Source organism: Mesorhizobium sp. M0496 (assembly GCF_040321205.1).
Taxonomy (GTDB): Bacteria; Pseudomonadota; Alphaproteobacteria; order Rhizobiales; family Rhizobiaceae; genus Mesorhizobium.
In genome coordinates, this window is the sequence record NZ_JAMYRC010000008.1 from 131,952 (window position 1) to 158,056 (window position 26,105).

The following is a 26,105-nucleotide window of genomic DNA, read 5'->3' on the forward strand; positions in this document are numbered from 1 at the left end:
AGTCTTTCCGCAGCCGGTCCGGCTGGCTCAACGCATTGGGTTGCGGGCGCCAACATACGGTCTGGAACCCGGCTGGCAAGCCGCGCTATTGGTCTGGCATGAGCAAATTGACACCAACCGCCTTGGCCTTTGATCCAGCCACTCACCACCTGCGGCTTGACCCGCACGAGCCGGCCTTTTTTCAAAACCCATACGAGGCCTATGCCTTTCTGCACGACGCATCGAATGCATTCTTCTGGGAAGAATTCGGCTTCTGGTGCTTTGGCGGCTTTGACGACGTCAACCGGCTGCTGCGCGACCGGCGCTTCGGCCGCCAGAACCCGGCCGGCATTCCGGACAGTCGCGGCATTGGTCAAGACCGCAGCCATCTCAGCGCTTTCGACGGCATAGAAGCCAATTCGATGCTGGAGCTGGAGCCGCCGGTGCACGCGCGGCTTCGAACGCTGGTCAACCGTGCCTTCGTCTCGCGCCAGGTCGAACGGCTGCGGCCGCGTGTCGAAGCGCTCGCCAACGACCTGATCGACCGTTTCGATCCGGGCAAGACCGTCGACCTGTTGCCGGCCTTTGCGGCGCCGCTGCCGATCACCATCATTGCCGAAATGCTCGGCGTGCCGGTCGAGATGGGGCCGCAACTGCTCGGCTGGTCGCACCAGATGGTTGCCATGTACATGCATGGCCGCACGCGCGAAACCGAGGAGACGGCCAACCGCGCCGCAGGCGAATTTGCCGATTTCCTGCGCGGTTACGTCACCGAGCGACGCAAGAACCCCGGCGACGACCTGCTGTCGCTGCTGATCTCGGCGCAAGAGGACGGCCAAAAACTGTCGGAGGACGAGATGGTGTCCTCGGCGATCCTGCTGCTCAATGCCGGCCATGAAGCGACTGTGCATCAGACCGGCAATGCCGTCCGCTCAATCCTGGTGCAAGGCGGCGATGTCAGCCGCTTCTTCACCTCACCCGAAGCGACCGCTGCCACGGTCGAGGAATGCCTGCGCATCGACGCGCCTCTGCACATGTTCACGCGCTACGCCTATCAGGAGATCGAAGTCTCGCCCGGCATCGTCGTGCAGCCGGGCCAGACGATCGGGCTGCTGCTCGGCATGGCCAATCATGATCCGCGCGCCTTCGTCGAACCGCAAGCCTTCCGGCCCGGCCGCGCGGACCAGAAGAACGTATCCTTCGGCGCCGGCATCCATTTCTGCATCGGTGCGCCTCTGGCCCGGCTCGAATTGCAGGTATCACTGAAAACCCTGTTCGAGCGGCACCCAAAGCTCCATCTTGCTGAAGAGGCGCGCTCCCGCGACACTTACCATTTCCATGGGCTGGAAACGCTCGCCGTCGGCTTCTGACGATCGCGGGCCTAGGGCTGCCTCGGTCAGTTTCCGGGGAAATAGGATGGCGCCGGTTTGCCTGACATGACCGAGTTGAAATTCGCCTTCCTGGAAGAGCCGCCATTCTGCTTTGCCGATGCATTGGGCGAGGTCTCAGGCTGTGACGTCGAGCTTGCACGCAGGCTCGGTGAGATGCTCGGATTGGCGAGCTTCAAGCCGATCGAGACCGAATTCGCCGACTTGCTGCCAGGGTTGGTTGACGGCCGATGGACCATGACGACCGGACTGTTCGTCTCCGAAGAGCGCAGGCGGCTTGTCGACTTCACCCGGCCGATCTGGGCATTGCAGGACGGACTGCTGGTCGTGAAAGACAATCCGCGCGGCTTTCGCAGCTACCAATCCATTGCCAGTGACCGGACGGCGTTGATTGGCGTCATAACCGACCAGGTTCAGCATCTTACGGCGTTACACAACGGAATCGCGCCTGAGCAAGTCAGGATGTTCGCAACGCAGGCGGATGCGGCGGACGCAGTGGCCATCGGGACGGTGCACGCCTATGCCAGCGTTGCGATGGCGCATCGAGGCTATCTGATCCGGCGGCCCGATATGCCGCTTGGGCTTGTAGAGGTTCCCCCGATTGAAAAGCAGCCGTCGGCCGGTGCCTTCGCGATCGCCAAGGGCAACAGCGCCCTGCTCCGGCGTATCGATTCCTGCCTCGATGAGTTGCTGGGCAGCGACTGGCACCGGCAGATGATGGCGCGATACGGATTTTCGGACAGCGATATCGATCGCGTCGTCTGATCCGTTCCCGATGCCTACAGCTTGATCACATACTCCTTGCGAGTCGTTTCAAGCACTTCCCAGCTACCCTTGAAGCCGGGCCTCAGGACAAAACTGTCGCCGGTCTTGACGGTGCGCGCCTGCCCGCCATCCTCCGCGATCACCGAAACGCCGGACAGGATGTGGCAGAACTCCCACTCGTCGTAGACGATGCGCCACTTGCCGGGGGTCGATTCCCAGATGCCGGCGTAGAGGCCGCCTTCCCGCTCCTCGACGTTCCAGGTGAGGAATTTCGGATCACCTGAAATCAGGCGATCCGGCGCAGGCGAGCCAGGCTCGGCCTCGACGCTGTTGGCGTCGAGGGAAAGGAAAGTCGCTGCGCTCATGAAAGGCTCCGCTGTAGCGGGCTTACCCTCTCCCTTTGTGAGGAAGGTCGTCAAGCGCACAACCCCGAAAATCGGATCGATTTCCGGAGGCTCCAGCTAGAAATCTGTGGCGTTGGGAACGCACCTCACTGTGTCGTATGTAGATCATATTCGCCGCGTGAAGCGTGCCGCCTCTTCCGAACCGCGGGTGGCGTCGCCGGCGCTGTAGGAATGAGCGCCAGCGCCGGCGAGCTTGCCGCCATCGACGATCAGATATTCCTCACGGATCGGCCGGCCTTCGAACCAGCATTCCAGAATTTCGCGGGTGCCCGCGGCGTAGCGCGCCTGGGCGGAGAGCGACGATCCTGAGATGTGCGGCGTCATGCCGTGATGCGGCATCGATCGCCACGGATGGTCCTTGGGAGCCGGCTGCGGGAACCAGACGTCACCGGCATAGCCGGCGAGTTGGCCACTCTCCAGCGCGCGGGCGATAGCGTCACGATTGCAGATCTTGCCGCGCGCCGTGTTCACCAGATAGGCGCCGCGTTTCATCCTGGCGATCATCGTCTCGTCAAAGAGGTTTTCCGTCTCCGGATGCAGAGGCGCATTGATCGTCACCACGTCGCAGACGCCGACCATGGATGCGGGGTCCTTGTGGAAGGTGACGCCAAGCTCTTTCTCGACCGCCTCAGGCAGGCGGTGGCGATCGGTGTAGTGCAACTTGACGTCGAACGGCTTCAGCCGGCGCAGCACCGCGCTCCCGATCCGGCCGGCACCGACGGTTCCGATCTGCATTCCCTCGATATCGTAGGAGCGTGCGACGCAGTCGGCGATATTCCAGCCGCCTTTCACGACCCACTGGTAGGACGGGATGTAGTTGCGCACGAGCCCCAGGATCATCATGACCACATGCTCGGACACGCTGATCGAATTGCAGTAAGTCACCTCGGCGACCGTGATGCCGCGGTCCATGGCGGCCTGAAGATCGACATGGTCGGATCCGATGCCGGCGGTGATCGCAAGCTTCAGTCTGCTTGCCTTGGCTATTCGTTCTTCGGTCAGATATGCCGGCCAGAACGGCTGCGAGATCACGATTTCGGCGTCAACGAGTTCGCGTTCAAAAATGCTGGCGGGGCCGTCTTTGTCTGAGGTCACCACCAGGCTATGGCCCGCGCTTTCGAGAAATTTCCTCAAGCCGAGTTCGCCCGACACGCTACCGAGCAAGACCCCCGGTTCAAAGTCGATGGCCTTCGGCGTGGGAAGTGTCTGGCCGCCGGGATAGCGGTCGAGCTTTGGCAGGCCGTCCCGCGCATATTTTGTCGGATAACCGTCGACCGGATCGTCATAGAGGACGCAAACGACCTTTGCCATTGTGTATCTCCCTTCGTCTGACAACGAAGAGGAAAACGCTCTGTTGTTAACGCTGCCGGCCAACGATGGCCGGCACGGCGATGCTCTGTTGAATTGCTGGTGTGGAGCAGACTCATCTGCCGGCGCTTCCTCATTCGGAAAGTTGTGCGCTATTGCGTATTACATGGAAGACCCGGGCATGGTTTCAAGTGCTGCGGGCGGCACTGGTGCAGCGTTCAATTTCCTTTATTTCAGACCGCGCGCACGGTCTGCTGACACCAAATGCTTGATTTTATGCCGGCGTCGACCGCGACAAGAATGGCCTCTTTCCGATATCACTATGCCCTCCCCGCGCAGGGGAGGGTAATGCGCTCAGACCTTGGCAAGCGCCTGTTCGAGGTCGGCGACGATGTCGTTGACGTTCTCGATGCCGATCGACAGCCGCACCGTGTCCGGTCCCGCGCCGGCCTTGACCTTCTGCTCGTCGGAAAGCTGGCGGTGCGTGGTCGAGGCCGGGTGGATGACCAGCGACTTGGTGTCGCCGACATTGGCGAGGTGCGAGAACAGTTCGAGCGCCTCGACGAATTTGACGCCGGCGTCATAGCCGCCCTTCAGAGCGAAGGTGAACACGGCGCCGGCGCCAAGTGGGGAGTACTTCTTCTGCAGCGCGTTGTTCTTGTCGCTGGGAAGGCCGGGGTAGTTCACCGAAGCGACCTTGGGGTGATTGGACAGCCAGGCAGCGACCGTCACGGCGTTGTCGCAGTGGCGCTGCATGCGCAGCGGCAAGGTTTCCAGGCCGGTCAGGATGAGGAAGGCATTGAACGGCGAGATCGCCGGGCCGAGGTCGCGCAGGCCGAGCACACGCGCGGCAATGGCGAAAGCGAAATTGCCGAAGGTTTCATGCAGGATGAGGCCACCATATTCGGGGCGCGGCTCCGACAGCATCGGGTACTTGCCCGACTTCGACCAGTCGAAGGTGCCGCCATCGACGATGGCGCCGCCGATCGAATTGCCGTGGCCGCCGATGAACTTGGTCAGCGAATGGACGACGATGTCGGCGCCATGCTCGATCGGCCGGATCAGGTAGGGCGAGGCCAGCGTGTTATCGACGATGAGCGGCAGGCCATGCTTGCGCGCAATGTCGCCGATCTTCTCGATATCGACGAAGGTGCCGCCCGGATTGGCGAGGCTCTCGATGAAGATCGCCTTGGTCCTGTCATCGATCTGGCTTTCGAAGGTCGAGATGTCGTTGGTATCGGCCCAGCGTACCTCCCAGCCATAATTCTTGAAGGCATGGCCGAACTGGTTGATCGAACCGCCATAAAGCTTGTTGGCGGCAACGAAATTGTCGCCCGGCTGCATCAGATTGTGGAACACGATCACCTGCGCGGCGTGGCCGGAGGCGACCGCAAGAGCCGCCGTGCCGCCTTCGAGTGCCGCCATACGCTCTTCCAGAACTGCCTGCGTCGGATTCATGATGCGGGTGTAGATGTTGCCGAAGGCTTTTAGCCCGAACAGCGAGGCGGCATGGTCGGCATCGTCGAAGACGAAGGAGGTCGTCTGGTAGATCGGCGTGGCACGAGCGCCGGTCGCCGGGTCGGGCTTGGCGCCGGCGTGAACGGCGAGCGTATTGAAACCTGGCGTGCGGGTCACTGAAAACCTCCCTGAAAAACCTTCTGAAATTCGCCGGGCATTCTTGGCGAACCCCGGCCTCGAATGCAAAGAAGAAAATACCCTTCCGTGCAGGACCTTCTATCAAGCGGCAGGAAAATACGGCGTTTGCCGGAATAATTTTGCGCTGTTGCCCCTCGCCTACTTCTGGCGCACGCCGAAACTCTGGAATCCGGAGCGCATCAGCGGCTTCTTCGACGACAGTACGCCGGAGTTGACGCCGGTCCAGCCGATCTCGCCGGATAGTTTACCGTATTCGATCTTGGGGCAGCGGTTCATCACCACCTTGACGCCGGCGGCCTCGGCGCGGGCGGCTGCCTCGTCATGGCGCACGCCAAGCTGCATCCAGATCACTTTCGGCAAGGGATCGAGCCGCAACGCCTCATCGACTATGCCGGGCACTGCCGTCGGCGCGCGAAAAATGTCGACCATGTCGATCGGCTCCGGAATATCGGCCAGCCTGGCATAAGTCATCCGGCCGAGGATTTCCTTGCCGGCCTGACCAGGATTGATCGGGAATACCGAAAAGCCCTTGGCGAGCAGATATTTCAGCACGAAATAGCTTGGCCGCACATCATTGGCGGATGCGCCGACCATGGCGATGGTCTTCACCGAGTTGAGGATGCCGGCGATGTAGGTGTTGTCGTAGCTATCGTGGTTCATGGTCGTCCTCATACAACGCCTCGTCGAGAAAACCATCGGGGTCATTGCTGAAATCGCGCAGCATGCGGAAGTGGTCGGTATCACGAAAGTCGGCGGGTTCCAGCCCAAACCGGCTGATGCGGAACAGTTGTGCGCCGGGACAGGCCATCAGCAATGGCGAATGCGTCGCCATGATCACCTGCGCGGTGCCCGACCGGTCCATGCGCCGCAGCATCTTGAGCAGCTCGATCTGGCGCGAGGGAGACAGCGCGCTCTCGGGCTCGTCGAGGATGTAGATGCCTTGCCTGCGGCAGCGCTCCTCGAAAAAGCGGATGAACCCCTCGCCATGCGACCAGGACAGGAAATCGGGAGGCGCCCCGCCAGATTCCAGCGCCGCCTGATCGAGGTAGCGGGCGATGGAGTAAAAGGACTCGGCGCGAAAGAACCAGCCGGCGGTGACTTTCGGCAGCCAGTGGCCACGGAACGTGTCTGCTAGCGCAGCACCGCTCTTGTCGATGGCGCTGGAATGGTCGACCGGCCGGTAGCCCTTGCCGCCGCCTGCTTCGTCATAGCCGGCCAGCGCGCCGATCGCCTCGAGCAGCGTCGATTTGCCGGTGCCGTTCTCGCCGACGATAATGGTGATCGGCGTGGTGAATTCGAGTTCGAAGTCGTGGCCGCGAAACAGCGGCAGGTTCCAGGGGTATTTTTCCCAATCCTCGACCCGCGCGGGGTCGAGCAGAATACGCTTGAGATAGGGTGCCTTGAGCCGCGTCAGCTGCTTGCGGTAGGCCATCAATCGGGCAGCGAGATCGTGCCGTCTTCCGCGATAGGAAAGGCCGGATTGTGCGCCACTTCCCAGACATGCCCGTCGGCGTCGGCGAAATAGCCATACCAGCCGCCCCAGAAGGCGCGCCCGGCCGGCTTGACGATGCGGCCGCCGGCTTTCTCGGCCCTGGCGAGGACTTCATCGACCTCCGTGTCGGAACGGGTGTTGTAGGCGAGATAGACAGCGGACGGTGCGCCGGAAAAGGCAACACCCGAATCCTCCTCGGCGCTGGCGCGCGGAAACAGGCCGAGAATGACGCCGCCCATCTGGAAGAAGGCGACACCCTCGGTGATGCCGGTGTGACGGGTCAGCCCCATCGCTTCGTAGAAGCGCACGGCGCCGTCGAGATCGTCGGTGGCGATCGTGATGATGGAGATGCGGGGTTCCATGGTGCTGCTCCTATTCGTCCGCCCACTCCGGCTTGCGCTTGCCGATGAAGGCGCCGATGCCTTCCTCGGCGTCGCGCGCAAGCATGTTCTCGACCATGACGCGGCCGGCGTAGGCATAGGCGTCCGCCAGTCCCATTTCGGCCTGCGCGTAAAAAGCTTCCTTGCCGGTCTTGACCACCAAAGATGATTTGGAAGCAATGGTTTGCGCGTATTTGGTGACAATCTGATTCAGATATTCGCGCGGCACGACGCGGTTGACCAGGCCGAATTCCTTGGCGGTCGCCGCATCGATCGTCTCGCCGGTCAACAGCATCTCCATCGCATGCTTGCGCGAGACGTTGCGCGACAGCGCCACCATCGGCGTCGAGCAGAACAAGCCGATGTTGACGCCTGGCGTGCAGAAGGTCGCCTCATGCGAGGCAATCGCCAGATCGCAACTGGCGACCAGTTGCAGCCCGGCGGCGGTGGCGAGGCCCTCAACTTCGGCAATCACGGGCAGTGGATGACGCACAATCGCCTGCATCAGCGCGGCACAAGCAGCAAACGTCTCTTCGAAGAAGGCCTTGCCATGATCGGCATCGGCGCGCCGCGCGGTCATTTCCTTGAGATCATGGCCGGCGCAGAACACCTTGCCGGACGCCGACAAAATGATGACGCGAACGGCCTTGTCGGCCCTGGCGCGCTCGAGTTCCGCCGTCAGCGCCGCCATCACTGCCAGCGACAGCGCGTTGGCGGGTGGATTGGCGAGCGTCAGGCGCAGCACGCCCTTGTCCAGCCTTGCGGCAACCGGACCGTCAACGGGAGCAGGCTTGATGGCAAGGATTTCGGCCATGGATAGGGTCTCCGCGATTCCGCTCGGGGCTGTCAGAGTATCTAATACCGGATCGGGTTTCGTCCACCACCGATCGCTTGCGCCAAGCGACGAAGGTTGCCAGAAATGCCGCGCTGCGCTCATACCGGCATGCACAAAACGAGAGGCCGACATGCCCGCCCATTCCAATCTCAAGCCGGTGCTGACCGCACAACAAATCAACGCGCTGATGGAGACCGTCTATCCGCAACTCAACGAGCAGTTTAGATATTACGAGGCGATCGACGTGTTCCCAGGCGGCTGTATTGTGCGGCTCAATGCCGGCGAGCGGCATCTGCGTCCCGGCGGCACGGTGTCCGGCCCTCGCTGTTCACGCTGGCCGACATCGGCGGTTATGTCTGCGTGCTTTCGCATGCCGGCCCGGATGCGCTCTCGGTCACTACCAATCTCAACATCAATTTCGTCCGCAAGGCCGAGACCGGACCGATCGATGGCCACTGCCGCATCCTGAAACTCGGAAAGAGCCTGATGGTGTTCGACATCGACATCGTCGCCGGCCCGGACGGACACACAATCGCGCACGCCACCGGCACCTATTCGATCCCGCCGAAACGTAACTGACGATTGAATTTTCCTTTGATGTGTATATATATGCGCATAGGTGATTTTTGCTCGAACGTGACAGCCGCAGGATCGTAAAGCGCCTCAGGGAGGACGGGTTCGAGCTGATTTCCGTGCGCGGCTCGCACCACAAATTCCGGAAGGGCGAGATCGTGTTGATTGTTCCGCATCCCGAGAAGGATCTGCCGACCGGCACTGCTCGCGCGATCGCCAAGCAAGCTGGTTGGATCAAGATAGGTTGACGCGTCCTGGAGGCCGTGATGAAGAACTATTTCGCCTTGGTCGACAAAGATCTCGACAGCGCGTTCGGCATCCGCTTTCCGGACATTCCCGGCTGCTTTTCGGCCGCGGACGCAGCGGAAGACATCGTGCCTAACGCCGTTGAGGCCTTGCAATTGTGGGCGGAGGACATGCCTGTTCCCGAACCGTCCAGCCACGAAGCAATTGTGGCCCTTCCCGACATACGCAACGCGCTTGCCGAAGGCGGCTATCTGGTCTCGGTGCCGCTCATCGACAATGACAGCGCCGTCGTCAGGGCGAACGTCACTTTCGAGCGCGGTGTTTTGCGGGCGATCGACGCCGCCGCCCGCGAGCGCGGCATTACGCGATCAGCGTTCCTTTCCACCGCCGCGCGCAGGGAAATCGAGGCAAAGCACTGAGGCCGCCCCAGGCAAGCGCCTGTGGTCGATGTGGTAAAATAATACCTTTTACTTAAGGCGTTGTTTTTACTTTGCTTTACCTGCCATTCAGCCTTCTCGTGCGCCTTGACGCCACAACCACCCTCGCCTATAAGCCCCTCACGAAGCAGCGGCCCGCAAAGGCCGCCGTTTTGTTATTGGCGGCGGGCAAGCGCTTTTCGCCAATCCAAGCAACAAGAAACGCCTTCCCTTATGAAGGTCCGAACCGAAAGCAGAAAACATGACAACCTTTTCGCAGAAGCCTGCGGATGTGGTGAAGAAGTGGATCCTGATCGACGCCGAAGGTCTCGTCGTCGGTCGTCTGGCCACTGTCATCGCCAATCATCTCCGCGGCAAGCACAAGCCGACCTTCACCCCGCATGTCGACGACGGCGACAATGTCATCGTCATCAATGCCGACAAGGTGGTGTTCACCGGCAAGAAGTTCACCGACAAGGTCTATTACTGGCACACCGGCCACCCCGGCGGCATCAAGGAGCGCACCGCGCGCCAGCTGCTCGAGGGCCGTTTCCCCGAGCGTGTCGTCGAGAAGGCCGTTGAGCGCATGGTGCCGCGTGGCCCGCTCGGCCGTCGCCAGATGAAGAACCTGCGCGTCTATGCAGGCGCCGAGCATCCGCATGTCGCCCAGCAGCCCCAGGTTCTCGACGTGGCCAAGCTGAATTCCAAGAACAAGAAGGTCGCATAAGATGGCTGAGCTTTCCTCGCTCGCAGAACTGGGCGCCGCCACCGGCAACACCAACACGCAGCCGGCAGCCCCCGTCCACGTCCAGAAGCTCGACAAGTCGGGCCGCGCCTATGCCACCGGCAAGCGCAAGAACGCCATTGCGCGTGTCTGGGTGAAGCCCGGCTCGGGCAAGATCATCGTCAACGACAAGGAATTCGCGACCTATTTCGCGCGCCCGGTCCTGCAGATGATCCTCAACCAGCCGATCATCGCCTCCAACCGTTCGGGCCAGTACGACATCGTCGCCACTGTCGTCGGCGGCGGCCTTTCCGGCCAGGCCGGCGCCGTGCGCCACGGCATCTCCAAGGCGCTGACCTACTATGAGCCGACGCTGCGCGCCGTGCTCAAGAAGGGCGGCTTCCTGACCCGCGACAGCCGCGTCGTCGAGCGCAAGAAGTACGGCAAGGCGAAAGCCCGTCGTAGCTTCCAGTTTTCCAAGCGTTAAGAAGCGCTTGGGGCCAGTTCTCGAAGCGCTACGCGTTCCGGATCTTCAGACAATCGAAAAGGCCGCCTCCGGGCGGCCTTCTGCTTTTGGGGCTCTTGTTTACGTCTCGGCAGTCACCCCACCCGCGCCTGCGGCGCGACCTTCCCATCAAGGGGAGGTAAAAGAGCGCGGCGCCCTACCTCCCCTCGATGGAGAGGTCGGCGCGGAGCGCCGGGTTGGGTGATGGCGCCGACGCAACTCATGCTCGCGATGGGCTTCAGGACTTGCCGGCCCTGATGAAATCGATGAACGCCCGCAGCGGGGCCGGCACCAGGCGGCGGCCGGGATAGTAGAGAAACGGTCCGGGAAAACTCTGCCACCACGGCTCGAGCACCGGCTCAAGGGCACCGCTGTCGAAATAAGGGCGAAGCCAGCCCTCGAAGAGGCCGATGATGCCGGTGCCGGCGATGGCCGCATCGACGGCAAGGTCGGTTGCCCCGCCGATCCGCACGATCAATGGCCCCGTCGGATCGACCCGCACCACCTCGCCGTCGCGCTCGAATTCCCATGGCAGCATCGCACCGCTGGCAAAGCGGCCGCGCACGCAGGAATGTCCAAGCAGGTCGCTCGGGTGTTCCGGCCGTCCATGGCGATCCAGATAGGCAGGGCTGGCGGCGGTGGCGAAATGTTGCACACGCGGTCCGATCGGCACCGCGATCATGTCCTGCTCCAGGCGCTCGTCGTAGCGGATGCCGGCGTCGCAGCCGGCCGCCAGCACGTCGACAAAGTTCTCGTCGGCGATCACCTCCAGCCGGATACCGGGATAAGCGGCGAGAAAACCCGGGACGATGTCAGGCAATATCAGCCGCGCCGCACTCACCGGCACGTTGAGCCGCAACGAGCCCGCCGGCCTGTCGCGAAAGCCATTCACCACGTCCAGCGCCGCCTCCACCTCCGACAGCGCCGGGCCGAGCCGTTCCAGCAGGCTGAGGCCGGCCTCGGTCGGGACAACGCTGCGCGTCGTTCGGTTGAACAGCCTGACCCCGAGCTGTGTCTCGAGGCGACGCACCGCCTCGCTCAAGCCCGACGCGCTGCCGCCGCTGGCACGCGCGCCATTGCGGAAGCCGCCGGCGCGAGCCACTGCCACGAAAGCGTTCAGATCACTGAGGTCCATCATTGTTCGCAATTCCGTACAGCCTGTGTGGATTGTACCCGATTATCACAGGATCGAGCAGCGACTATCTCTGCCTCCTCAAAGGAGATCAATCCATGTCCAATATTCAACAGGCCGGCACCTTCACCCTTGGCAGCCATACCGTGAAGCGGCTCGGCTACGGCGCCATGCAGCTCGCCGGACCCGGCGTGTTCGGACCGCCGAAAGACCATGACGCGGCATTGGCCGTGCTGCGCGAAGCGGTCGCACAAGGCGTCGACCACATCGACACCAGCGACTTCTATGGTCCGCACGTCACCAACCGGCTCATCCGCGAGGCGCTGGCACCCTACCCCGACGATCTCATCATCGTCACCAAGATCGGCGCCCGCCGCGGTGCGGATGGTTCATGGCTGCCGGCCTTTTCTCCCGAAGCCCTGACCCAGGCGGTACACGACAATCTAAGCAATCTCGGGCTCGAAGTGCTCGATGTGGTTAATTTGCGCATCATGTTCGACACCCATGGCCCCGCCGAAGGGTCGATCGAAGCGCCGCTCACCGTGCTGGCCGAGCTTCAACGAAAGGGCTTGGTCAGGCATATCGGACTGAGCAACGTGACGGCTGCGCAGATTGCGCAAGGACGCCGGATCGCCGAGATCGTCTGTGTGCAGAACCAGTACAATCTGGCGCATCGCGGCGACGACGCCCTGATCGACGACCTCGCCCGCGAGGGCATCGCCTATGTGCCGTTCTTTCCGCTCGGCGGCTTCAACCCGCTGCAGTCTTCGACGCTGTCCGATGTGGCGAAGCGCCTCGGCGCCACGCCGATGCAGGTCGCGCTCGCCTGGCTGCTGCGCCGCGCGCCCAATATCCTGCTGATCCCCGGGACATCGTCGGTCGGGCATCTCAGGGAGAACCTAGCGGCTGCCGGGCTCGAACTGCCGCAGGATGCGCTCAGCAAGCTGGATGGCGTGGCGCTGGCGGCGTAAAGCACGGAACCTATCTCCCCCCTCGAGGGGGAGATGTCGCCAAAGGCGACAGAGGGGGTCGGTACGACCGGGCGCGCCCTCCGGCGGCAGATGGAGGTTGGCGCTCTGTGCGCGGTGACCCCCTCTGGCCTGCCGGCCATCTCCCCCTCAAGGGGGGAGATTCGCAATTTCTACGCCCCGTTCCTAGTTGATACTCGCCGTATTCGCCGGCTCAACCGGCCGCGTCTCGTCGGCATAAGGAACACGAAAACCGTTCGCTGCCAGCCAGTCGATTGCCGCTTTCGGCTCATCGGTCTGGATGATGGTGGCGCCGCGATCGGCCCAAAAACCCCAGCTTTCGCGCGGCAGGCTGGCCTGGACCGCCAGTTCATCGCCTCGGCCGCCGGCAAGGAAGCCGCCCGGCTTGTTGACGATGGCGTAGGTATCGGCCCAGATGTGCCAGTTGCCTCTCACGGCGGCCGCGCGCATGCGCGTGCTGAACAGCGGTCCGCCGGTCTCGGTCAGCGTCTCGGCGCCTGCCCGCCAGTTGATCAGCTCGATCGCGCGCGGCGAAAAGGCGTGGTCGACCGTCTCGGCAAAACCGGCATCGCGCACAGCGTCGTCTGCAACAATCGGCATGAACTGGAAGCCGCCGCCGATGGCATCCATGGCGGCCTTGACCGTGGTGATCCTGCTCTGGTTCCACAGGTTCTCCTTGACGATGACCTGCTCGGCCATGCCGAGATCGCGAGCGACCGCAATCATGCCTGCGAGATCTCCGACGTCGAGCTTGTTGTCGAGGTTGATGAGGATCCTGTCCCTGGTCGCCAGCAGCATCTCGCGCAGCGTCGACACCGTCTCATCGGTGACGACGCCTGTGCCCTCGACCACCAGCCGGCAGGTCTTCAGTTCGGCCAGCGTGCGCTTGACCACCTCGCCCTTGCAGGTCGTGGTGCGGTCGAGCCAGCTGTCATGCATGACGACGAATTCGCCGTCCTTCGAGCGCCTGATGTCGACCTCGACGATTTCGGCGCCCATGGCGATCGAGCCTTCGACGGCGGCAATCGAGTTTTCCGGATAGAGCGTCTTGCCGGCCTGCATGCTGCCGGCGCGATGCGCGGCCACCATGATGTGGTCGCGCCACTGGTTGGCATGCTCGAAGCGGTCGAGGATCTGTCTGGCGCGGGTTTCGCCAGCCAAGGTGTGGCCACAGGCCGCCGCTAGTGCCGCGGAAAACAGAAGGCTCAGCCAGAGGGTCCGCATCGAGAATCGCTCCTTGCCGGATCGAAATCGGGATAGGCGATGCCCGTGACATCCAGGTGAACGAAGCCGGCTAGCGGAATGCGTCAGATGCGTTTCGAGAGCCGGCGGAACCACGCCATGGCCGGCATTTCGATGAAACGCCAGGTGATCCAGGAGGCGGCAATGGTGGCGGCGAGCATGACGACGATCGCCGCAGCGCCTGTCCATCCTGCGCCGAAGCCTGTGGCAGGCTGGCCGCGCAGCATGAAGTCACCGATCAGGCCGAGGCCGAGCTTGCGCTCGACGAGCCCCGCGACATTGATCATGCGCGCCTGGACGAAGATGTGGACCATGTAGATGGAGTAGGACAGCGCGCCGAGCGTCAGCATGAACGGAGCCCTCAGCAAGGCGCTGATCCAGCCGCCTTCATGGGCGAAGAGAAACAGTGCGAGCGCGAACACCAGGGGTGCCGCGATGCCGAAATCATTGTCGCCCGCCAGCGAGACGAAAAGCACGATAACGGCCACCATGACGATCTCGGCAAAGGTCCAGTCCATCCGCGGGCCACTCCCGGCGAGGGCCTGTCGCGCCTCTGCAATGGAATCATGCTGAAACCAGGCCAGCAAGGCGCCCAGCGAGAAGCCGTACAGGCAGCGGATGAAGCCGAAATCGAAGGATACATCCATATGATGGGTCGAGAAGCCAAGCAGGAACAGCGGCGCGGTGACGGCGGCGGCGACGAACCATATCCAGGCGCGCGCGCCGGCGACGAACACCACGCCGGCAAACAAGAGATAGGCGAAGAACTCCGCCGAAATGCTCCAGCTTGGCGCATTCCAGGTCAATTGATCCTCGAAGCCGACACCCTGCAGCAGGAAAAGATTGGCAAGCAGACTCCCAGGGTCGAAACCATCGGTAAAAGGCGCAGCCCCGGTGCCATGCAGTTGCGGCAACATCAGCCGCAGCAGTTCGAAGCCGGCAAAGGCGGCCAGCATAAGCAGATGCAGCGGATAGATGCGGCCGAAACGAACCAGCGCGAAGCGAGCAGCCTCTTCAGGCCGGCTCAGCCGATTGCCGTAGCTGCTGGCGATGACGAAGCCGGACAGAACGAAGAAGAAATCGACGAAGAGGTAGGACGAACCGATGAAGGCGCTTTGCGAAACCGTCGAACCGGTCGGGAAGTGAAACAGCGTGACCAGAAGCGCGCAGATGCCACGCCACGAATCGAGGACCAGGAAGCGTTCTCCGGCGATCGTACCGGTGTGGGTCGACACGGCGGGATGGGGAGGATTAAGAAACGCGGTCTGCGTCATGATGATACAAATCCTGTCTTGCCGTGGCACTCGGGCGGCGCCGTTTTGTCTCCCCAAGCTGTGACTGGCATCTTCCGTGCCGGTTCTGTAGTTGTTGCACCCCGACGAAAAACGAGGATCCGTAATGGCGAACAACAACATCGACAACGCCTTCACCGCCCGTTCCAAAACGGGCGCCGCGTTCGAGCCGACCTATTCCGGCGCGCTGTCGTTCATGCGGCGCAAATACACGAAGGACGTGAAGGGGGCGGATGCGGTGGTGTGGGGCATTCCCTTCGACGCCGCCGTCACCAACCGGCCCGGCGCTCGTTTCGGGCCGCAGGCGATTCGCCGCGCCTCGGCGATCCTCGACAACGACCCGCAATACCCGTTTTCACGCGATCTGTTCGAGCATCTGGCGGTCGTCGACTATGGCGATTGCCTGCTCGACTCAGGCAACCACCAGAAGACGCCCGGCACGATCGAGCGCGAAGCCGCGAAGATCCTCAAAACAGGCGCCTTCCTGCTGACGCTGGGCGGCGACCATTTCGTCACCTGGCCACTGCTCAAGGCGCATGCCGCCATCCATGGCCCGCTCGCCCTGGTGCAGTTCGACGCGCATCAGGATACCTGGCCGGACGACGGCAAGCGCATCGACCATGGCTCCTTCGTCGGCCGCGCCGTCAAGGAAGGCATCATCGATCCCGACCGTTCGATCCAGATCGGCATCCGTACCCATGCACCCGACACGTTCGGCATCAAGATCCTCTACGGCCATGAAATCGAGGAGATGCGGGCGTCCGATATCGCCTACGCCATCGTCGACCGCACCGGCGGCAAGAAGACGTACCTCACCTTCGACATCGACTGCCTCGATCCGGCCTATGCACCGGGAACCGGCACGCCGGTTGCCGGCGGACCGTCCTCGGCAAAAATCCTGTCGACGCTGCGCCAGCTCAACCAGATCGATATTGTCGGCGCCGATGTCGTAGAGGTTGCGCCGGCCTATGATCACGCCGATATAACGGCGATCGCCGGTTCGATGGTCGCCATGCAATATCTCGGCCTGCTGGCGGAGCGAAAGGCACGGCTTGAAGAGCTGAACAACAACGGCAACCACAACGGCGCCGCGGTGAATCAAGGTCAGGGCATATAATCTTGAAATATCAGGGAAATTAATCAATCCATGAAACCGAAAATCTTCATCGACGGCGAACACGGCACCACCGGTCTGCAGATCCGGGCGCTGCTTGCCGAGCGCGGCGACCTGGAAATCATCTCGGTTCCCGCCGAGCGCCGCAAGGAAACGGCTGCACGCGCCGAGTTCCTCAATGCCGCCGATGTCGCGATCCTGTGCCTGCCCGACGATGCGGCGAAGGAGAGTGTTTCGCTGATCGCCAACGACACCACCAAGGTTATCGACGCGTCGACCGCGCATCGCGTGGCGGAGGGCTGGGCGTATGGTTTCGCCGAGATGGACAAGACGCAGGCGAAGACAATTGCTTCGGCAAAACGCGTTGCCAACCCCGGCTGCTGGCCGCAGGGACCGATCGCGACGCTGCGGCCGCTGGTCACCGCTGGCCTGCTACCCGCCGATTTCCCGATCACCGTCAACGGCATTTCGGGCTATTCGGGCGGCGGACGGCCGATGATCGAGGACTACGTCGCCAAGGGCGAGGACGCCTCGGAATTCCTGCCCTACGGCCTCACCTTGCAGCACAAGCACGTGCCGGAACTGAGGGCCTATGCCAAGCTGTCGCATGATCCGATCATGCAGCCGGCGGTCGGCAATTTCGCGCAAGGCATGATCACGGTCGTGCCATTGCAGCTGGGCGGTCTCGACCATGTGCCGACGGGTGCGGAGCTGCATGCGGCGATTGCCGACCATTTCGCCGCCATCAAGGGCGGCGTGGTCGAGGTGGCGCCCTATGCGCATTCGGAGCGCATGCCGGAGATCGATCCGGAGATCTACAACGGCACCAACCGGATGAAGGTCTACGTCTTCGCCAACGACAAACGCGCGCAGGCGCTGTTGCTGGCTGTCTATGACAATCTCGGCAAGGGCGCCTCGGGTGCCGCCGTCCAGAACATGGACCTGATGCTCGGCCTTTGATGGAGACGCCAGCCTTTCCGGCGCGCTGGAAGATCAGCACGCCAGAACTCATTGCCGAAACCTTTTCGAGCCGCATCTGGAAGGTTTTCCGCGAAGACGGCTCGCCGGCAATCGTCAAGGCGCTGAAACCCTTCGACGATGTCGCCGACGAACTGCGCGGCGAACATTATCTCGCCTGGCGGCGCGGCGAAGGCGCGGTACGCCTGCTTGGCCGCGACAGCCACAGCATGCTGCTCGAATATGCCGGTGAAACCCTGCTGCAGCAGGTTCTCGACGAACAGGGCGATTTTGCCGCGACCGCAATTGCGGCGGATGTCATGGCAAAGCTGTTTTCGCCTGGGAAAGACCCCTTCCCGTCCGAGCTTCAGCCGCTCAGGGAGCGTTTTTCAAGCCTGTTCAGGAAAGCCGCAACCGACCGTGACGCCAGCCATGACAGCCTCTATGTCGAGGCCGCCGTCATTGCCGATCGGTTGCTGGCCAATCCGCGCGATATCAGGCCACTGCATGGCGACCTGCACCACGAAAACATCCTGCACGGGCCGCGCGGCTGGCTGGCGATCGATCCGAAGGGCGTTCTTGGCGATCCCGGCTTCGACGCCGCCAACATGTTCTACAACCCGCTCGACCGGGACAATCTCTGTCTCGATCCGGAGCGAACAGCGTATATGGCCGAGATCTTTGCCAGAACACTGGGCCAGACACCGCCAGCCATTCTGGATCATGCCATCGCGTATGGTTGCCTGTCGGCGTCCTGGCATCATGAGGACGACAACGCGGTCGAGGAGAATCGCGAATTGTCGATCGCCGAGGCGATCCGGTCGGTGCGGGCAAGCTTCTGATCGCACGGGGCAACGGCGCGGTGGTAACCGCCTGTTCACCACGATGGGCTACTGACTGGCCTCGGCTCCACTTCGGGATTTGTCATGGTCAGCGCGATTTCGGGTTCCTCCCAGGCAACTCAGTACTCCTCGTCCAGCTCGTCGAGCAATGCAGCCCAGGAGGCCGCGCTCGAAAAGCAGATCCAGGATCTGGAAGACCAGGCCAAGGCGATCACGGATCAGGTTAAGGCCGCGCAAGTGCGGCAGGATATCGCCGTGGCCCAGGCCAAGCTTGATGCGCTCAAGGCCGCCGACAAGGCAGCCAAGGCCGATCAGGGCCAGTCCGCACCATCCGCCGCCGCGTTGCGCCAGGCGGAATTCGACGGCGAGAAAACGACGTCTTCCAACGAATTCTGGATGTGACTGGCCGATCTATCCTTTTGTTTTGACGCAATTCCCTAAGGGAAAGCGCTATGCGCTTTTCCCGGGAAAACCGTTTCACACTTTTCCTGGAATTGCTCCAGGGATCAGCTCCTGAGCGCGATTTCGTGCGGCAAGGGATAGGCGCCCTTGGTGCCGCGCCAATGGGCTGATGCAAAGCCCAACACGATGAGCGCAAATCCCTGATGGGTCAGCGCCATATGCAGCGGCACGTGCATCAGCAGCGTGCCGATGCCGATCGAGGCCTGCACCAGCACCAGCAGAAACAGCAGCGTCGCACGGCGAGCGTGCGTTGAGCCTGGCAGCCTCCTGCGCGTGGCGATCATGTGCCACAAGGCCACGATGAACACCGTATAGGCGCCGAGCCGGTGGACAAACTGCACCGTCTTCGGGCTTTCGAAGAAGTTGCGCCACACCGGCTCGAGGATCAGCAGATCGCCCGGGACGATCTTGCCGTCCATCAGCGGCCAGGTGTTGTAGCTCAGGCCGGCGTCAAGCCCGGCGACCAGGCCGCCGAGATAGATCTGGATCAGCGCCAAGAGCACAATGAAGCCGGCCAGCCTCCGCGTCGAACGATCGGCGGCCGGCTCGGAATGCGGCGCCAGCCCACGCGCCACGACCATGGTCGCGGTGAAGATCAGCGCGGCGAGTGTCAGGTGGGTGGCCAGCCGGTACTGGCTGACGGAGACGCGGTCGACCAGACCTGATGCCACCATCCACCAGCCGATGGCGCCTTGCAGGCCGCCGAGGAGGAGAATGCCCATGAGTTTCGGCCCCAGACCGCGCTCGATGCGGCGCGTCGCCCAGAAAAACAGCATCGGCAAGGCAAAGACCAGGCCGACGCTGCGCGCCAGGATGCGGTGCACCCATTCCCACCAGAAGATCGATTTGAACGCCTCGATGCTCATGCCCTTGTTGAGTTCGGCATATTGCGGGATCTGCTGGTAAAGCTGGAATTCCTCTTGCCACTCGGCGTCGTTGAGCGGCGGGATGACGCCGTGAATCGGCTTCCACTGCGTGATCGACAGACCGGAATCGGTGAGCCTGGTGGCGCCGCCGACCAGCACCAGCGCAAACAGCACCAGCAGCACCACATAGAGCCAGCCGCGCAGCAGCGCCCGGTTGTGGAGGTCGCGGGTGCGGGCGACGTATGGCGCGGCAGCTGATATGGCAGCCATGATCTTGTCCCGGCAGGTTGGTTTGGCGGATTGGTGGACCATCGCACCCGTGCTGGCAAGGCCATGCGGCGCGGCACGCCGTCGCGCCGCGTCTCACCGGTTGCACAGCTTCGCGCCAAGGCCTATGCGAGGCCAACACTCTGAGTTTGCCCGGTCCCCTGTCCGAGTTGCCGGCATCCTCGACCAGGAGACCAACCATGCCCCTGCGCCTGAAAAAGCTGATCGGAATGTTTCTGCTGATCGCGCTGGTCATCATCTATGCCCTGGTCGCATCGATCTTCGCGGTCGCCCGGCTCTCGGAATCGGGCCCCTGGGTCCATTTCCTGTTCTTCCTGCTCAGCGGCCTGCTCTGGGTGCTGCCGGCGATGGGCATCATCAAATGGCTGATGCTGGAGCCGCGGGCCAAGCGCTAAGCGGAGCCCAGCCCCGCCGCCATCAAATCGTAACGAGCATCTTGCCGGCATTGGCGAGCGGCGTCGTCACGCCCGACAGCATGGTGCGGATGTGGGCGAGGCTCTGGTAGCGGCCGTTGACTGAAATGCGCGGCAAGGCATGCAGGAACCCGGCATGCTCGGCGCGCAGCACACCGTGGCGCGTCGTCACGGCGGATGCATAGCCCGCGTCGCGGGCAAAGCCCACTTCGCGACAGCCTACAGCACTTGCATAGCCATAGGGGTAAGCGAAATGGCTGGGCTTTTCGCCCAGTTCGGCTTGCAACATGGCGCGCACGGCGCCGGTCTCGTGCCGCGCATCGGCTTCGGAAAGCCGCTTCAGATTGCTGTGGTTGATCGTATGGGCGCCCATCGTCACCAGCGGATGCGCGGCGATGCGGCGGATCTCGTCCCAGTTCATCAATGTCCGCATGCGCGGGCCGTCGGCGTCAACGCCATTTGAGCGAGCCAGGTCGCGCAGCACCGCTTGCAGATTCTCCTCGCGGACTTCGGAGGTGAGATAGGCGTGCAGGCGTGCATTGGCCGGCAGTTTCTTCGCAGGGGTCGAGCAATCGATCGTCAGGGGACCGTTCGGTCGCGTCAGAGTGAGGCTGTCGCGCGCGTTGACGATGTCCTCGACCACATCCCACCACAAATCGGCGGTGCCGTCGATCAGCCCGGGCGCGACATAGATGGTGATCGGCGCGCCGTGCTTCTCCAGCACCGGCAGCGCCTCGGTCATGTTGTCGCGATAGGCGTCGTCAGCGGTAATGGTGGCAAACTGGCCGCCCTTGCCGCCTGCCTTGATGCGTTCGACGGCTTCGTCCATGGAGACGAAGGCATAGCCGCTCGCCCTCATGTCGGCGATCACGGCATCGAGGAACCCAGGCGCGATGTTCAGATGCCGGTTGACGCTGTGCGGCTTTTCCGGCGTCGCGGTAACGCGGTGCAGCATCAGGATGGCGCCAATGCCGCCGATGAACGGCTTGGCCAGCGGTGCAAGGCCGGTATAGCGGGCGACGTTCAGCGCCAGTTTCCGGATTGCCTCCCCGCCGTCGATCATTCATTCACCTTTTGCGCCTAGGCTGATCCAAGCACGGAATGCGCCTACGCGAACCCCCAAATCGCGATCAATACGCCCTAAGGATTGAGGTATGGTTGACGCAACTGCGTCATTTGACGGCAATCGGCTTGCGGCGACCGAGACCTCGTCGCGCGCAGTGCCACGGGATCGCGCCAGCCTGTCGATCGCGGTTGTGTCCACGGACGGGCTCGCAGCCTATGCCGAGTTCTGCCGTTCGGCCCTGTTTGCACCGGCGCAGAGTGCTGCCTGGGTCCTGAACTGGGCTGCTGAGGTCGGACCGGATTTGCTCGTCGCGACACTGAGCGCCGAAGGCAGGCCGGTTTTTTCGCTGGCGCTGGAGGTCACCGCCAGCGGTCCGTTCCGTGTCGCCCGCTTCATGGGAGGCCGCCACGCCAATGGCAACTTCGTCGCCGGGGATGCGGACTGGCTGGCCAGGGCGGATATCCCGGCCATCCAAACGATGCTGGCGGCCATTGCAAAGGCACGTCCCGACATCGATCTCGTCGCGCTCGAACGGTTGCTGCCCGATCTCGACGGCGTCGCCAATCCGCTCGCCTCGCTCGACCATTTTGCCAGCCCCAATCTGTCGCTGGCCGTCGACCTTGCCGGCGGCTTCGATGCGCTGCTTTCTCGCGCCAGCGGCAAACGCAAACGCAAGAAGCACCGTTCTCAGATCCGGAAGTTCGAGGCCGTCGGCAGCCATCGGCGCATCGAGGCGCGCACGGCGGACGAGGTCACCAGGCTGCTCGATGCCTTTTTCGAGATGAAGGAATTCCGCTTCCGCAAGATGGGCATCACCAACGTCTTCGGCGGCGAGCTGGTGCGCAGCTTCTTCCGCGCGCTGTTCGCGCAAGCGCTTGCCGAGGACAAACCTTCCTTCGTGCTGCACGGGCTTGAGGTTGCCGGCAGGCTGCGCGCCATCACCGGCTCGAGCCGCTCGGGCAAGCGACTGATCTGCGAGTTCGGCGCGATCGCCGAGGACGATCTCGGCCACGCCAGCCCCGGCGACTTCCTGTTCTTCGACAACATCCAGGAGGCCTGCGAGAGCGGTTTCGAGGTCTACGATTTCTCCGTCGGCGACGAGCCTTACAAGCGCCTGTGGTGCGATATCGAAACCCGGCATTTCGAGGTGCTGATACCACTGACCCTGAAGGGCCGCGTGCTGGCGCTGACGCTCAGGCAAGGCGCGCGGCTGAAAGCCTTCATCAAGAACAGCCCGACGATCTGGAAGCTGACCAAGATGCTGCGCCGCAAGGCGGTGGGACAGGCGGCATCCACTGCCGGCGAAGACGACAGCTAGCTCTCAGAATTGAGGGCTTCCCTCAGCGCCGGGCCGGCCCTGACGCGCAAATCGAGATCGGCCTCGATATGATCGATGTGATGCAGCATCAGCCGGCTCGCCAACCCGCAATCGCCGCTCCCCAGCGCGCCGACAATTTCCGTGTGTTCGCTGTGCCCGCAGGCCGATATGCCAGACCGCCCGTAAAGCGCGATGACCAATGACGATCGCGCCACCAGCTCCTCCATGAAGCGCTGCAGGATGGCATTGCCGGCGACGGCGGCGAGCAGCAAGTGGAAATCGCCCGACGCCTTGATTTCGGAACGCCGCGCATTGGGTCCGCGCTCGGCGATGAAGCGGCCCTCCTCGTCGAGCTGCGCCTTGAATGCAGCAATGTCGGCAGCGGTGACGCGGCCGCAGGCGGCAATGGCAATGCCCGGTTCGATCAGCCGGCGCGAGGCGAACACCTGGCGCGCTTCCTCTGGCGATGGGTTGGCGACGAAGGCGCCACGGTTGCGCTCGGTTCGCACCAGCCCTTCGAAGGACAGCATCTGCAGCGCCGCGCGTGCCACGGTACGGGAGACATCGAACAGCGTGCCGACCTCGCCTTCCGACAGCTTGGTGCCCGGCGCGAGCCGGCGGTCGACGATGGCGTCGCGCAGCTGGTCGCGGATCGCCTGGGCACGATCCTGCGTGGCGCTGTCGGTGGCGGAATAGATCTGGTCGGCAATGTTCATGGCGGCAATTCTTTCCGTTCCCTTCTAGCGCGACTCTCGACGCCAGCACGAGAGGCAAAGTGGACACGAAGGCAAAAAAGATTGCATACGATTTGTGTGGATATCGCGAACAATCGCCCATAATTTGTGCAATGCACAAAGCGGCTCATCTGATAGGCGTCACCCGAAAATCCTGATTTCCCCGACGATTCAAATGCTTGATCGGCAGCATGGCGATTGGCACGCATGATGCATTGGTTAATGCGAGCAAACGGGGATGCCTGATGTCCAAAGCCGCCGAAATCGACATTGTGTCCGTTTCGAAAGTCTATGGAACGACGACCGCCGTCGAGGGCATCAGCCTTAAGATCCCGGCGGGAACCTATTGCTGCTTGCTTGGCCCCTCCGGCTGCGGCAAGACCTCGACGCTGCGCATGATCGCCGGCCATGAGAGCATTTCCAGCGGCGATGTCCGCCTCGGCAATGTGGTGGTGACGGACTTGCCGCCGGCCAAGCGCGGCACGGCGATGATGTTCCAGTCCTATGCGTTGTTCCCGCATCTCGACCTCATAGACAATGTCGCCTTCAGCCTGAAGATGAAGGGCGTCGACAAGGAAAAGCGTCGTGCCAAGGCGCTCGACATGCTGAAGCTGATGCAGATGGAGGCCTATGCGACGCGCCGGCCCGCACAGCTTTCCGGCGGCCAGCAGCAGCGCGTAGCACTCGCCCGTGCGCTGATCACCGATCCCGAGGCGCTGTTGCTCGACGAGCCGCTTTCAGCGCTCGACCCGTTCCTGAAGATCCGCATGCGGGCCGAGCTGAAGAAGCTGCAGACGTCGCTTGGCATCACCTTCGTCCACGTCACCCACAGCCAGGAGGAGGCGATGGCGCTCGCCGACCTGATCGTGGTGATGAATGACGGCCGCATCGAACAGGCGGCCCCGCCGCGCGACGTGTTCGAGCGGCCGGCCACCGCCTTCGTCGCGCGCTTCATGGGCGACCACAACGTCATCTCCGGCCGGGTCACCGGCGAACGCGACGCCATGGTCGTCTTCGACGTCAATGGCGGCGCCTCGCTTGCCGCCAGCGGCCAGCCACAGGATGTGGGAGCGCCGATCGACATCGCCATCCGCACCGACCATGTGCGCATCGGCGAGCCGCCCTCGCCCGGCCTCGGCTTCACCGGCATCGTCTCCAACATCGAGTATCGCGGCGCGACGGTGAAGCTGTCGATCACCAGCGCCGGCATCGACGATTTCACCGTCATCATCGACGATTCCGACTTCTTCGCCAAACCCGTCGCCATTGGCGACGCCGTACCGCTCGCCTGGGATTCCGAGGATGCGATCGTCCTCGGGCGCCTGCATTCATGAATTCAACGAAGCAAAACAAGACAGGGGAATAGGCATGACAAACACTACGCAAACCAAGGCGGGCATTTCGCGCCGCTCACTGCTCAAGACGGGTGCCGCTGCCGTCGGCCTTGTCGCTGGCTCGGGCGTCATCACCGGGTTCCCGACCATCTGGGCGCAATCCAACATCACGCTGCGCCAGTTCGGTACCGGCGTGTCGAACCTCAACGCCATCGCCGACAAGTGCAAGGCCGACCTCGGCATCACGCTGGAGATGACCGCGACCGATTCCGACGCGGCCGCCCAGCGCGCCGTGACCCAGCCCGACAGCTACGACATCGCCGACATCGAATACTGGATCTGCAAGAAGGTGTTCCCGAGCGGCGTCCTGCAGCCGATGGATGTCAGCAAGCTGAAATATTACGACGAGCTGGTGCCGCTGTTCAAAACCGGCAAGCTGACGCCCGACAGCGTCATCGCCCAAGGCACCGCGCCGCACACGGTCGGCTTCGTCGAGGCGCAGGACAGCAAGGTCTTCGCCAAGGCGCCAACCAACTGGTTCACCATGGTGCCGACCATCTACAACGCCGACACGCTGGGCATCCGCCCCGACCTCGTCGGCCGCGACATCACCACCTGGGCCGACATCATGGACCCGGCCTTCAAGGGCAAGACCGCGATCCTCAACATCCCCTCCATCGGCATCATGGACGCGGCGATGATCATGGAAGCCACGGGCAACATCAAATATGCCGACAAGGGCAACATGACCAAGGACGAGATCGACAAGACGATCGACTTCCTGATCAAGGCCAAGCAGGCCGGCCAGTTCCGCGCCTTCTGGAAGTCTTTCGACGAGAGCGTCAATTTGATGGCGTCGGGCGAAGTCGTCATCCAGTCGATGTGGTCGCCGGCCGTCGCCGCAGTGCGCTCCAAGGGCATCGCCTGCCGCTTCCAGCCGCTCAAGGAAGGCTACCGCTCATGGGGTGGCGGCCTTGGTCTTGCCGCCCACCTCAAGGGCGCCGAACTCGACGCTGCTTACGAGTACATCAACTGGTACACGTCGGGCTGGGTCGGCGGCTATCTCAACCGCCAGGGCTACTACTCGGCCAACATGGTCTCGGCCAAGAAGTTCATGACCGAGGACGAGTGGGGCTACTGGATCGAAGGCAAGCCAGCCAAGGGCGACATCAAGGCACCGGACGGCACCGTCATGGAGAAGGCCGGCGCCGTGCGCGACGGCGGCTCGTTCGAGGAACGCATGGGCAAGGTCGCCTGCTGGAACTCGGTCATGGACGAGGACCGCTACATGGTGAAGCGCTGGAACGAGTTCATCGCGGCGTAAGAAACAAGCGCCCCTTCTCAACCCTTCTCCCCTTGCGGGAGAAGGGAACGCGGCTCAGCCG

General features: G+C 62.8%; 28 protein-coding genes and 1 pseudogene. 16 read left to right on the top strand and 13 right to left on the bottom strand.

All coding sequences use genetic code 11. The features are described 5' to 3' along the window. Window positions 1–98 precede the first annotated feature (98 nt). A complete protein-coding gene (locus NKI73_RS10640) occupies window positions 99–1,349 on the top strand; it encodes a cytochrome P450 (protein WP_352629271.1) in 1,251 nt (416 codons plus the stop codon). Window positions 1,350–1,415: 66 nt separating this feature from the next. After that, the gene (locus NKI73_RS10645) at window positions 1,416–2,132 is read left to right on the top strand and encodes a transporter substrate-binding domain-containing protein (RefSeq protein WP_352629358.1); all 717 of its coding nucleotides are present in this window, start codon (window positions 1,416–1,418) and stop codon (window positions 2,130–2,132) included. A 14-nt stretch (window positions 2,133–2,146) separates the two neighbouring features. On the opposite strand, the gene NKI73_RS10650 is transcribed toward NKI73_RS10645, so the two are convergent. The 7 genes from NKI73_RS10650 to NKI73_RS10680 form a co-directional block, all read right to left on the bottom strand. Further along, the gene (locus tag NKI73_RS10650) at window positions 2,147–2,497 is read right to left on the bottom strand and encodes a cupin domain-containing protein (RefSeq protein WP_352629273.1); all 351 of its coding nucleotides are present in this window, start codon (window positions 2,495–2,497) and stop codon (window positions 2,147–2,149) included. Window positions 2,498–2,641: 144 nt separating this feature from the next. Further along, the gene (locus NKI73_RS10655) at window positions 2,642–3,847 is read right to left on the bottom strand and encodes an NAD-dependent formate dehydrogenase (protein WP_352629276.1); all 1,206 of its coding nucleotides are present in this window, start codon (window positions 3,845–3,847) and stop codon (window positions 2,642–2,644) included. 351 nt (window positions 3,848–4,198) lie between these two features. Then, window positions 4,199–5,479 carry an O-acetylhomoserine aminocarboxypropyltransferase gene (locus NKI73_RS10660; RefSeq protein ID WP_352629278.1) on the bottom strand — a complete coding sequence of 427 codons (1,281 nt, stop codon included), beginning with the start codon at window positions 5,477–5,479 and terminating at the stop codon, window positions 4,199–4,201. Between the two features lie 159 nt (window positions 5,480–5,638). Then, window positions 5,639–6,160: a CoA-binding protein gene (locus tag NKI73_RS10665; protein WP_352629280.1), complete on the bottom strand. Its 522-nt coding sequence runs from the start codon at window positions 6,158–6,160 to the stop codon at window positions 5,639–5,641. Beyond that, window positions 6,147–6,932, bottom strand: coding sequence for an AAA family ATPase (locus NKI73_RS10670; RefSeq protein WP_352629282.1), 786 nt, complete (start codon window positions 6,930–6,932; stop codon window positions 6,147–6,149). Before NKI73_RS10670 ends, NKI73_RS10665 begins: the two co-directional genes overlap by 14 nt. Further along, complete coding sequence (locus NKI73_RS10675; protein WP_352629284.1) at window positions 6,932–7,354, bottom strand: VOC family protein; 423 nt, start codon at window positions 7,352–7,354, stop codon at window positions 6,932–6,934. Before NKI73_RS10675 ends, NKI73_RS10670 begins: the two co-directional genes overlap by 1 nt. A gap of 10 nt (window positions 7,355–7,364) precedes the next feature. Continuing rightward, window positions 7,365–8,186 (bottom strand): enoyl-CoA hydratase, encoded by an 822-nt coding sequence (locus NKI73_RS10680; protein ID WP_352629286.1) that lies wholly within the window; start codon window positions 8,184–8,186, stop codon window positions 7,365–7,367. Window positions 8,187–8,337: 151 nt separating this feature from the next. Between NKI73_RS10680 and NKI73_RS10685 the strand changes: the two are divergent. The 5 genes and pseudogenes from NKI73_RS10685 to rpsI all read left to right on the top strand — a co-directional run bounded on the left by NKI73_RS10685 (window position 8,338) and on the right by rpsI (window position 10,653). Next, window positions 8,338–8,786 (top strand): annotated as a pseudogene (locus NKI73_RS10685) (PaaI family thioesterase). A gap of 47 nt (window positions 8,787–8,833) precedes the next feature. Then, a complete protein-coding gene (locus NKI73_RS10690; RefSeq protein WP_352629288.1) occupies window positions 8,834–9,028 on the top strand; it encodes a type II toxin-antitoxin system HicA family toxin in 195 nt (64 codons plus the stop codon). A gap of 18 nt (window positions 9,029–9,046) precedes the next feature. Beyond that, the gene (locus NKI73_RS10695; RefSeq protein ID WP_352629290.1) at window positions 9,047–9,445 is read left to right on the top strand and encodes a type II toxin-antitoxin system HicB family antitoxin; all 399 of its coding nucleotides are present in this window, start codon (window positions 9,047–9,049) and stop codon (window positions 9,443–9,445) included. 259 nt (window positions 9,446–9,704) lie between these two features. Continuing rightward, window positions 9,705–10,169: a 50S ribosomal protein L13 gene (rplM, locus tag NKI73_RS10700; protein WP_023759853.1), complete on the top strand. Its 465-nt coding sequence runs from the start codon at window positions 9,705–9,707 to the stop codon at window positions 10,167–10,169. Window position 10,170: 1 nt separating this feature from the next. After that, window positions 10,171–10,653: a 30S ribosomal protein S9 gene (gene rpsI / locus NKI73_RS10705; protein WP_352629292.1), complete on the top strand. Its 483-nt coding sequence runs from the start codon at window positions 10,171–10,173 to the stop codon at window positions 10,651–10,653. Between the two features lie 256 nt (window positions 10,654–10,909). On the opposite strand, the gene NKI73_RS10710 is transcribed toward rpsI, so the two are convergent. Continuing rightward, on the bottom strand, window positions 10,910–11,809 hold the full coding sequence (locus NKI73_RS10710; protein ID WP_352629294.1) for a LysR family transcriptional regulator: 900 nt from the start codon (window positions 11,807–11,809) through the stop codon (window positions 10,910–10,912). Window positions 11,810–11,901: 92 nt separating this feature from the next. On the opposite strand from NKI73_RS10710, the gene NKI73_RS10715 reads away from it, so the two are divergent. Next, entirely contained in the window at window positions 11,902–12,774 is an 873-nt protein-coding gene (locus NKI73_RS10715; RefSeq protein ID WP_352629295.1) for an aldo/keto reductase family oxidoreductase, read from the top strand. Window positions 12,775–12,957: 183 nt separating this feature from the next. Here the strand turns inward: NKI73_RS10715 and NKI73_RS10720 are convergent, their stop codons facing one another. Both NKI73_RS10720 and NKI73_RS10725 read right to left on the bottom strand, forming a co-directional pair. After that, window positions 12,958–14,016: a glycerophosphodiester phosphodiesterase family protein gene (locus NKI73_RS10720; RefSeq protein ID WP_352629297.1), complete on the bottom strand. Its 1,059-nt coding sequence runs from the start codon at window positions 14,014–14,016 to the stop codon at window positions 12,958–12,960. A gap of 83 nt (window positions 14,017–14,099) precedes the next feature. Further along, on the bottom strand, window positions 14,100–15,308 hold the full coding sequence (locus tag NKI73_RS10725; protein WP_352629299.1) for an acyltransferase family protein: 1,209 nt from the start codon (window positions 15,306–15,308) through the stop codon (window positions 14,100–14,102). A 124-nt stretch (window positions 15,309–15,432) separates the two neighbouring features. Between NKI73_RS10725 and speB the strand changes: the two genes are divergently transcribed. The 4 genes from speB to NKI73_RS10745 all read left to right on the top strand — a co-directional run bounded on the left by speB (window position 15,433) and on the right by NKI73_RS10745 (window position 18,641). Further along, window positions 15,433–16,443: an agmatinase gene (gene speB, locus NKI73_RS10730; protein ID WP_352629301.1), complete on the top strand. Its 1,011-nt coding sequence runs from the start codon at window positions 15,433–15,435 to the stop codon at window positions 16,441–16,443. Window positions 16,444–16,473: 30 nt separating this feature from the next. Then, a complete protein-coding gene (gene argC, locus NKI73_RS10735; protein ID WP_352629303.1) occupies window positions 16,474–17,400 on the top strand; it encodes an N-acetyl-gamma-glutamyl-phosphate reductase in 927 nt (308 codons plus the stop codon). Next, window positions 17,397–18,239 (top strand): aminoglycoside phosphotransferase family protein, encoded by an 843-nt coding sequence (locus NKI73_RS10740; protein WP_352629304.1) that lies wholly within the window; start codon window positions 17,397–17,399, stop codon window positions 18,237–18,239. Before argC ends, NKI73_RS10740 begins: the two co-directional genes overlap by 4 nt. A gap of 84 nt (window positions 18,240–18,323) precedes the next feature. Continuing rightward, window positions 18,324–18,641, top strand: a complete 318-nt coding sequence (locus tag NKI73_RS10745; RefSeq protein ID WP_352629307.1) for a hypothetical protein — start codon at window positions 18,324–18,326, stop codon at window positions 18,639–18,641. 104 nt (window positions 18,642–18,745) lie between these two features. Here the strand turns inward: NKI73_RS10745 and NKI73_RS10750 are convergent, their stop codons facing one another. Then, window positions 18,746–19,837: a COX15/CtaA family protein gene (locus NKI73_RS10750; protein WP_352629309.1), complete on the bottom strand. Its 1,092-nt coding sequence runs from the start codon at window positions 19,835–19,837 to the stop codon at window positions 18,746–18,748. Window positions 19,838–20,034: 197 nt separating this feature from the next. Here NKI73_RS10750 and NKI73_RS10755 point away from each other — a divergent pair, with 197 nt between their 5' ends. Further along, window positions 20,035–20,250 (top strand): DUF2842 domain-containing protein, encoded by a 216-nt coding sequence (locus tag NKI73_RS10755; RefSeq protein WP_352629311.1) that lies wholly within the window; start codon window positions 20,035–20,037, stop codon window positions 20,248–20,250. A gap of 22 nt (window positions 20,251–20,272) precedes the next feature. On the opposite strand, the gene NKI73_RS10760 is transcribed toward NKI73_RS10755, so the two are convergent. Then, window positions 20,273–21,331: a polysaccharide deacetylase family protein gene (locus NKI73_RS10760; protein ID WP_352629313.1), complete on the bottom strand. Its 1,059-nt coding sequence runs from the start codon at window positions 21,329–21,331 to the stop codon at window positions 20,273–20,275. Between the two features lie 91 nt (window positions 21,332–21,422). Between NKI73_RS10760 and NKI73_RS10765 the strand changes: the two genes are divergently transcribed. Further along, the gene (locus tag NKI73_RS10765; protein WP_352629315.1) at window positions 21,423–22,652 is read left to right on the top strand and encodes a GNAT family N-acetyltransferase; all 1,230 of its coding nucleotides are present in this window, start codon (window positions 21,423–21,425) and stop codon (window positions 22,650–22,652) included. On the opposite strand, the gene NKI73_RS10770 is transcribed toward NKI73_RS10765, so the two are convergent. Beyond that, window positions 22,649–23,368, bottom strand: a complete 720-nt coding sequence (locus tag NKI73_RS10770) for a GntR family transcriptional regulator (protein ID WP_352629316.1) — start codon at window positions 23,366–23,368, stop codon at window positions 22,649–22,651. The two genes, NKI73_RS10765 and NKI73_RS10770, sit on opposite strands and share 4 nt — an antisense overlap. Before the next feature lie 263 nt (window positions 23,369–23,631). Between NKI73_RS10770 and NKI73_RS10775 the strand changes: the two genes are divergently transcribed. Then, on the top strand, window positions 23,632–24,720 hold the full coding sequence (locus NKI73_RS10775; RefSeq protein ID WP_352629317.1) for an ABC transporter ATP-binding protein: 1,089 nt from the start codon (window positions 23,632–23,634) through the stop codon (window positions 24,718–24,720). A gap of 34 nt (window positions 24,721–24,754) precedes the next feature. Beyond that, on the top strand, window positions 24,755–26,044 hold the full coding sequence (locus NKI73_RS10780; RefSeq protein WP_352629318.1) for an ABC transporter substrate-binding protein: 1,290 nt from the start codon (window positions 24,755–24,757) through the stop codon (window positions 26,042–26,044). The last annotated feature ends 61 nt before the right edge of the window (window positions 26,045–26,105 follow it).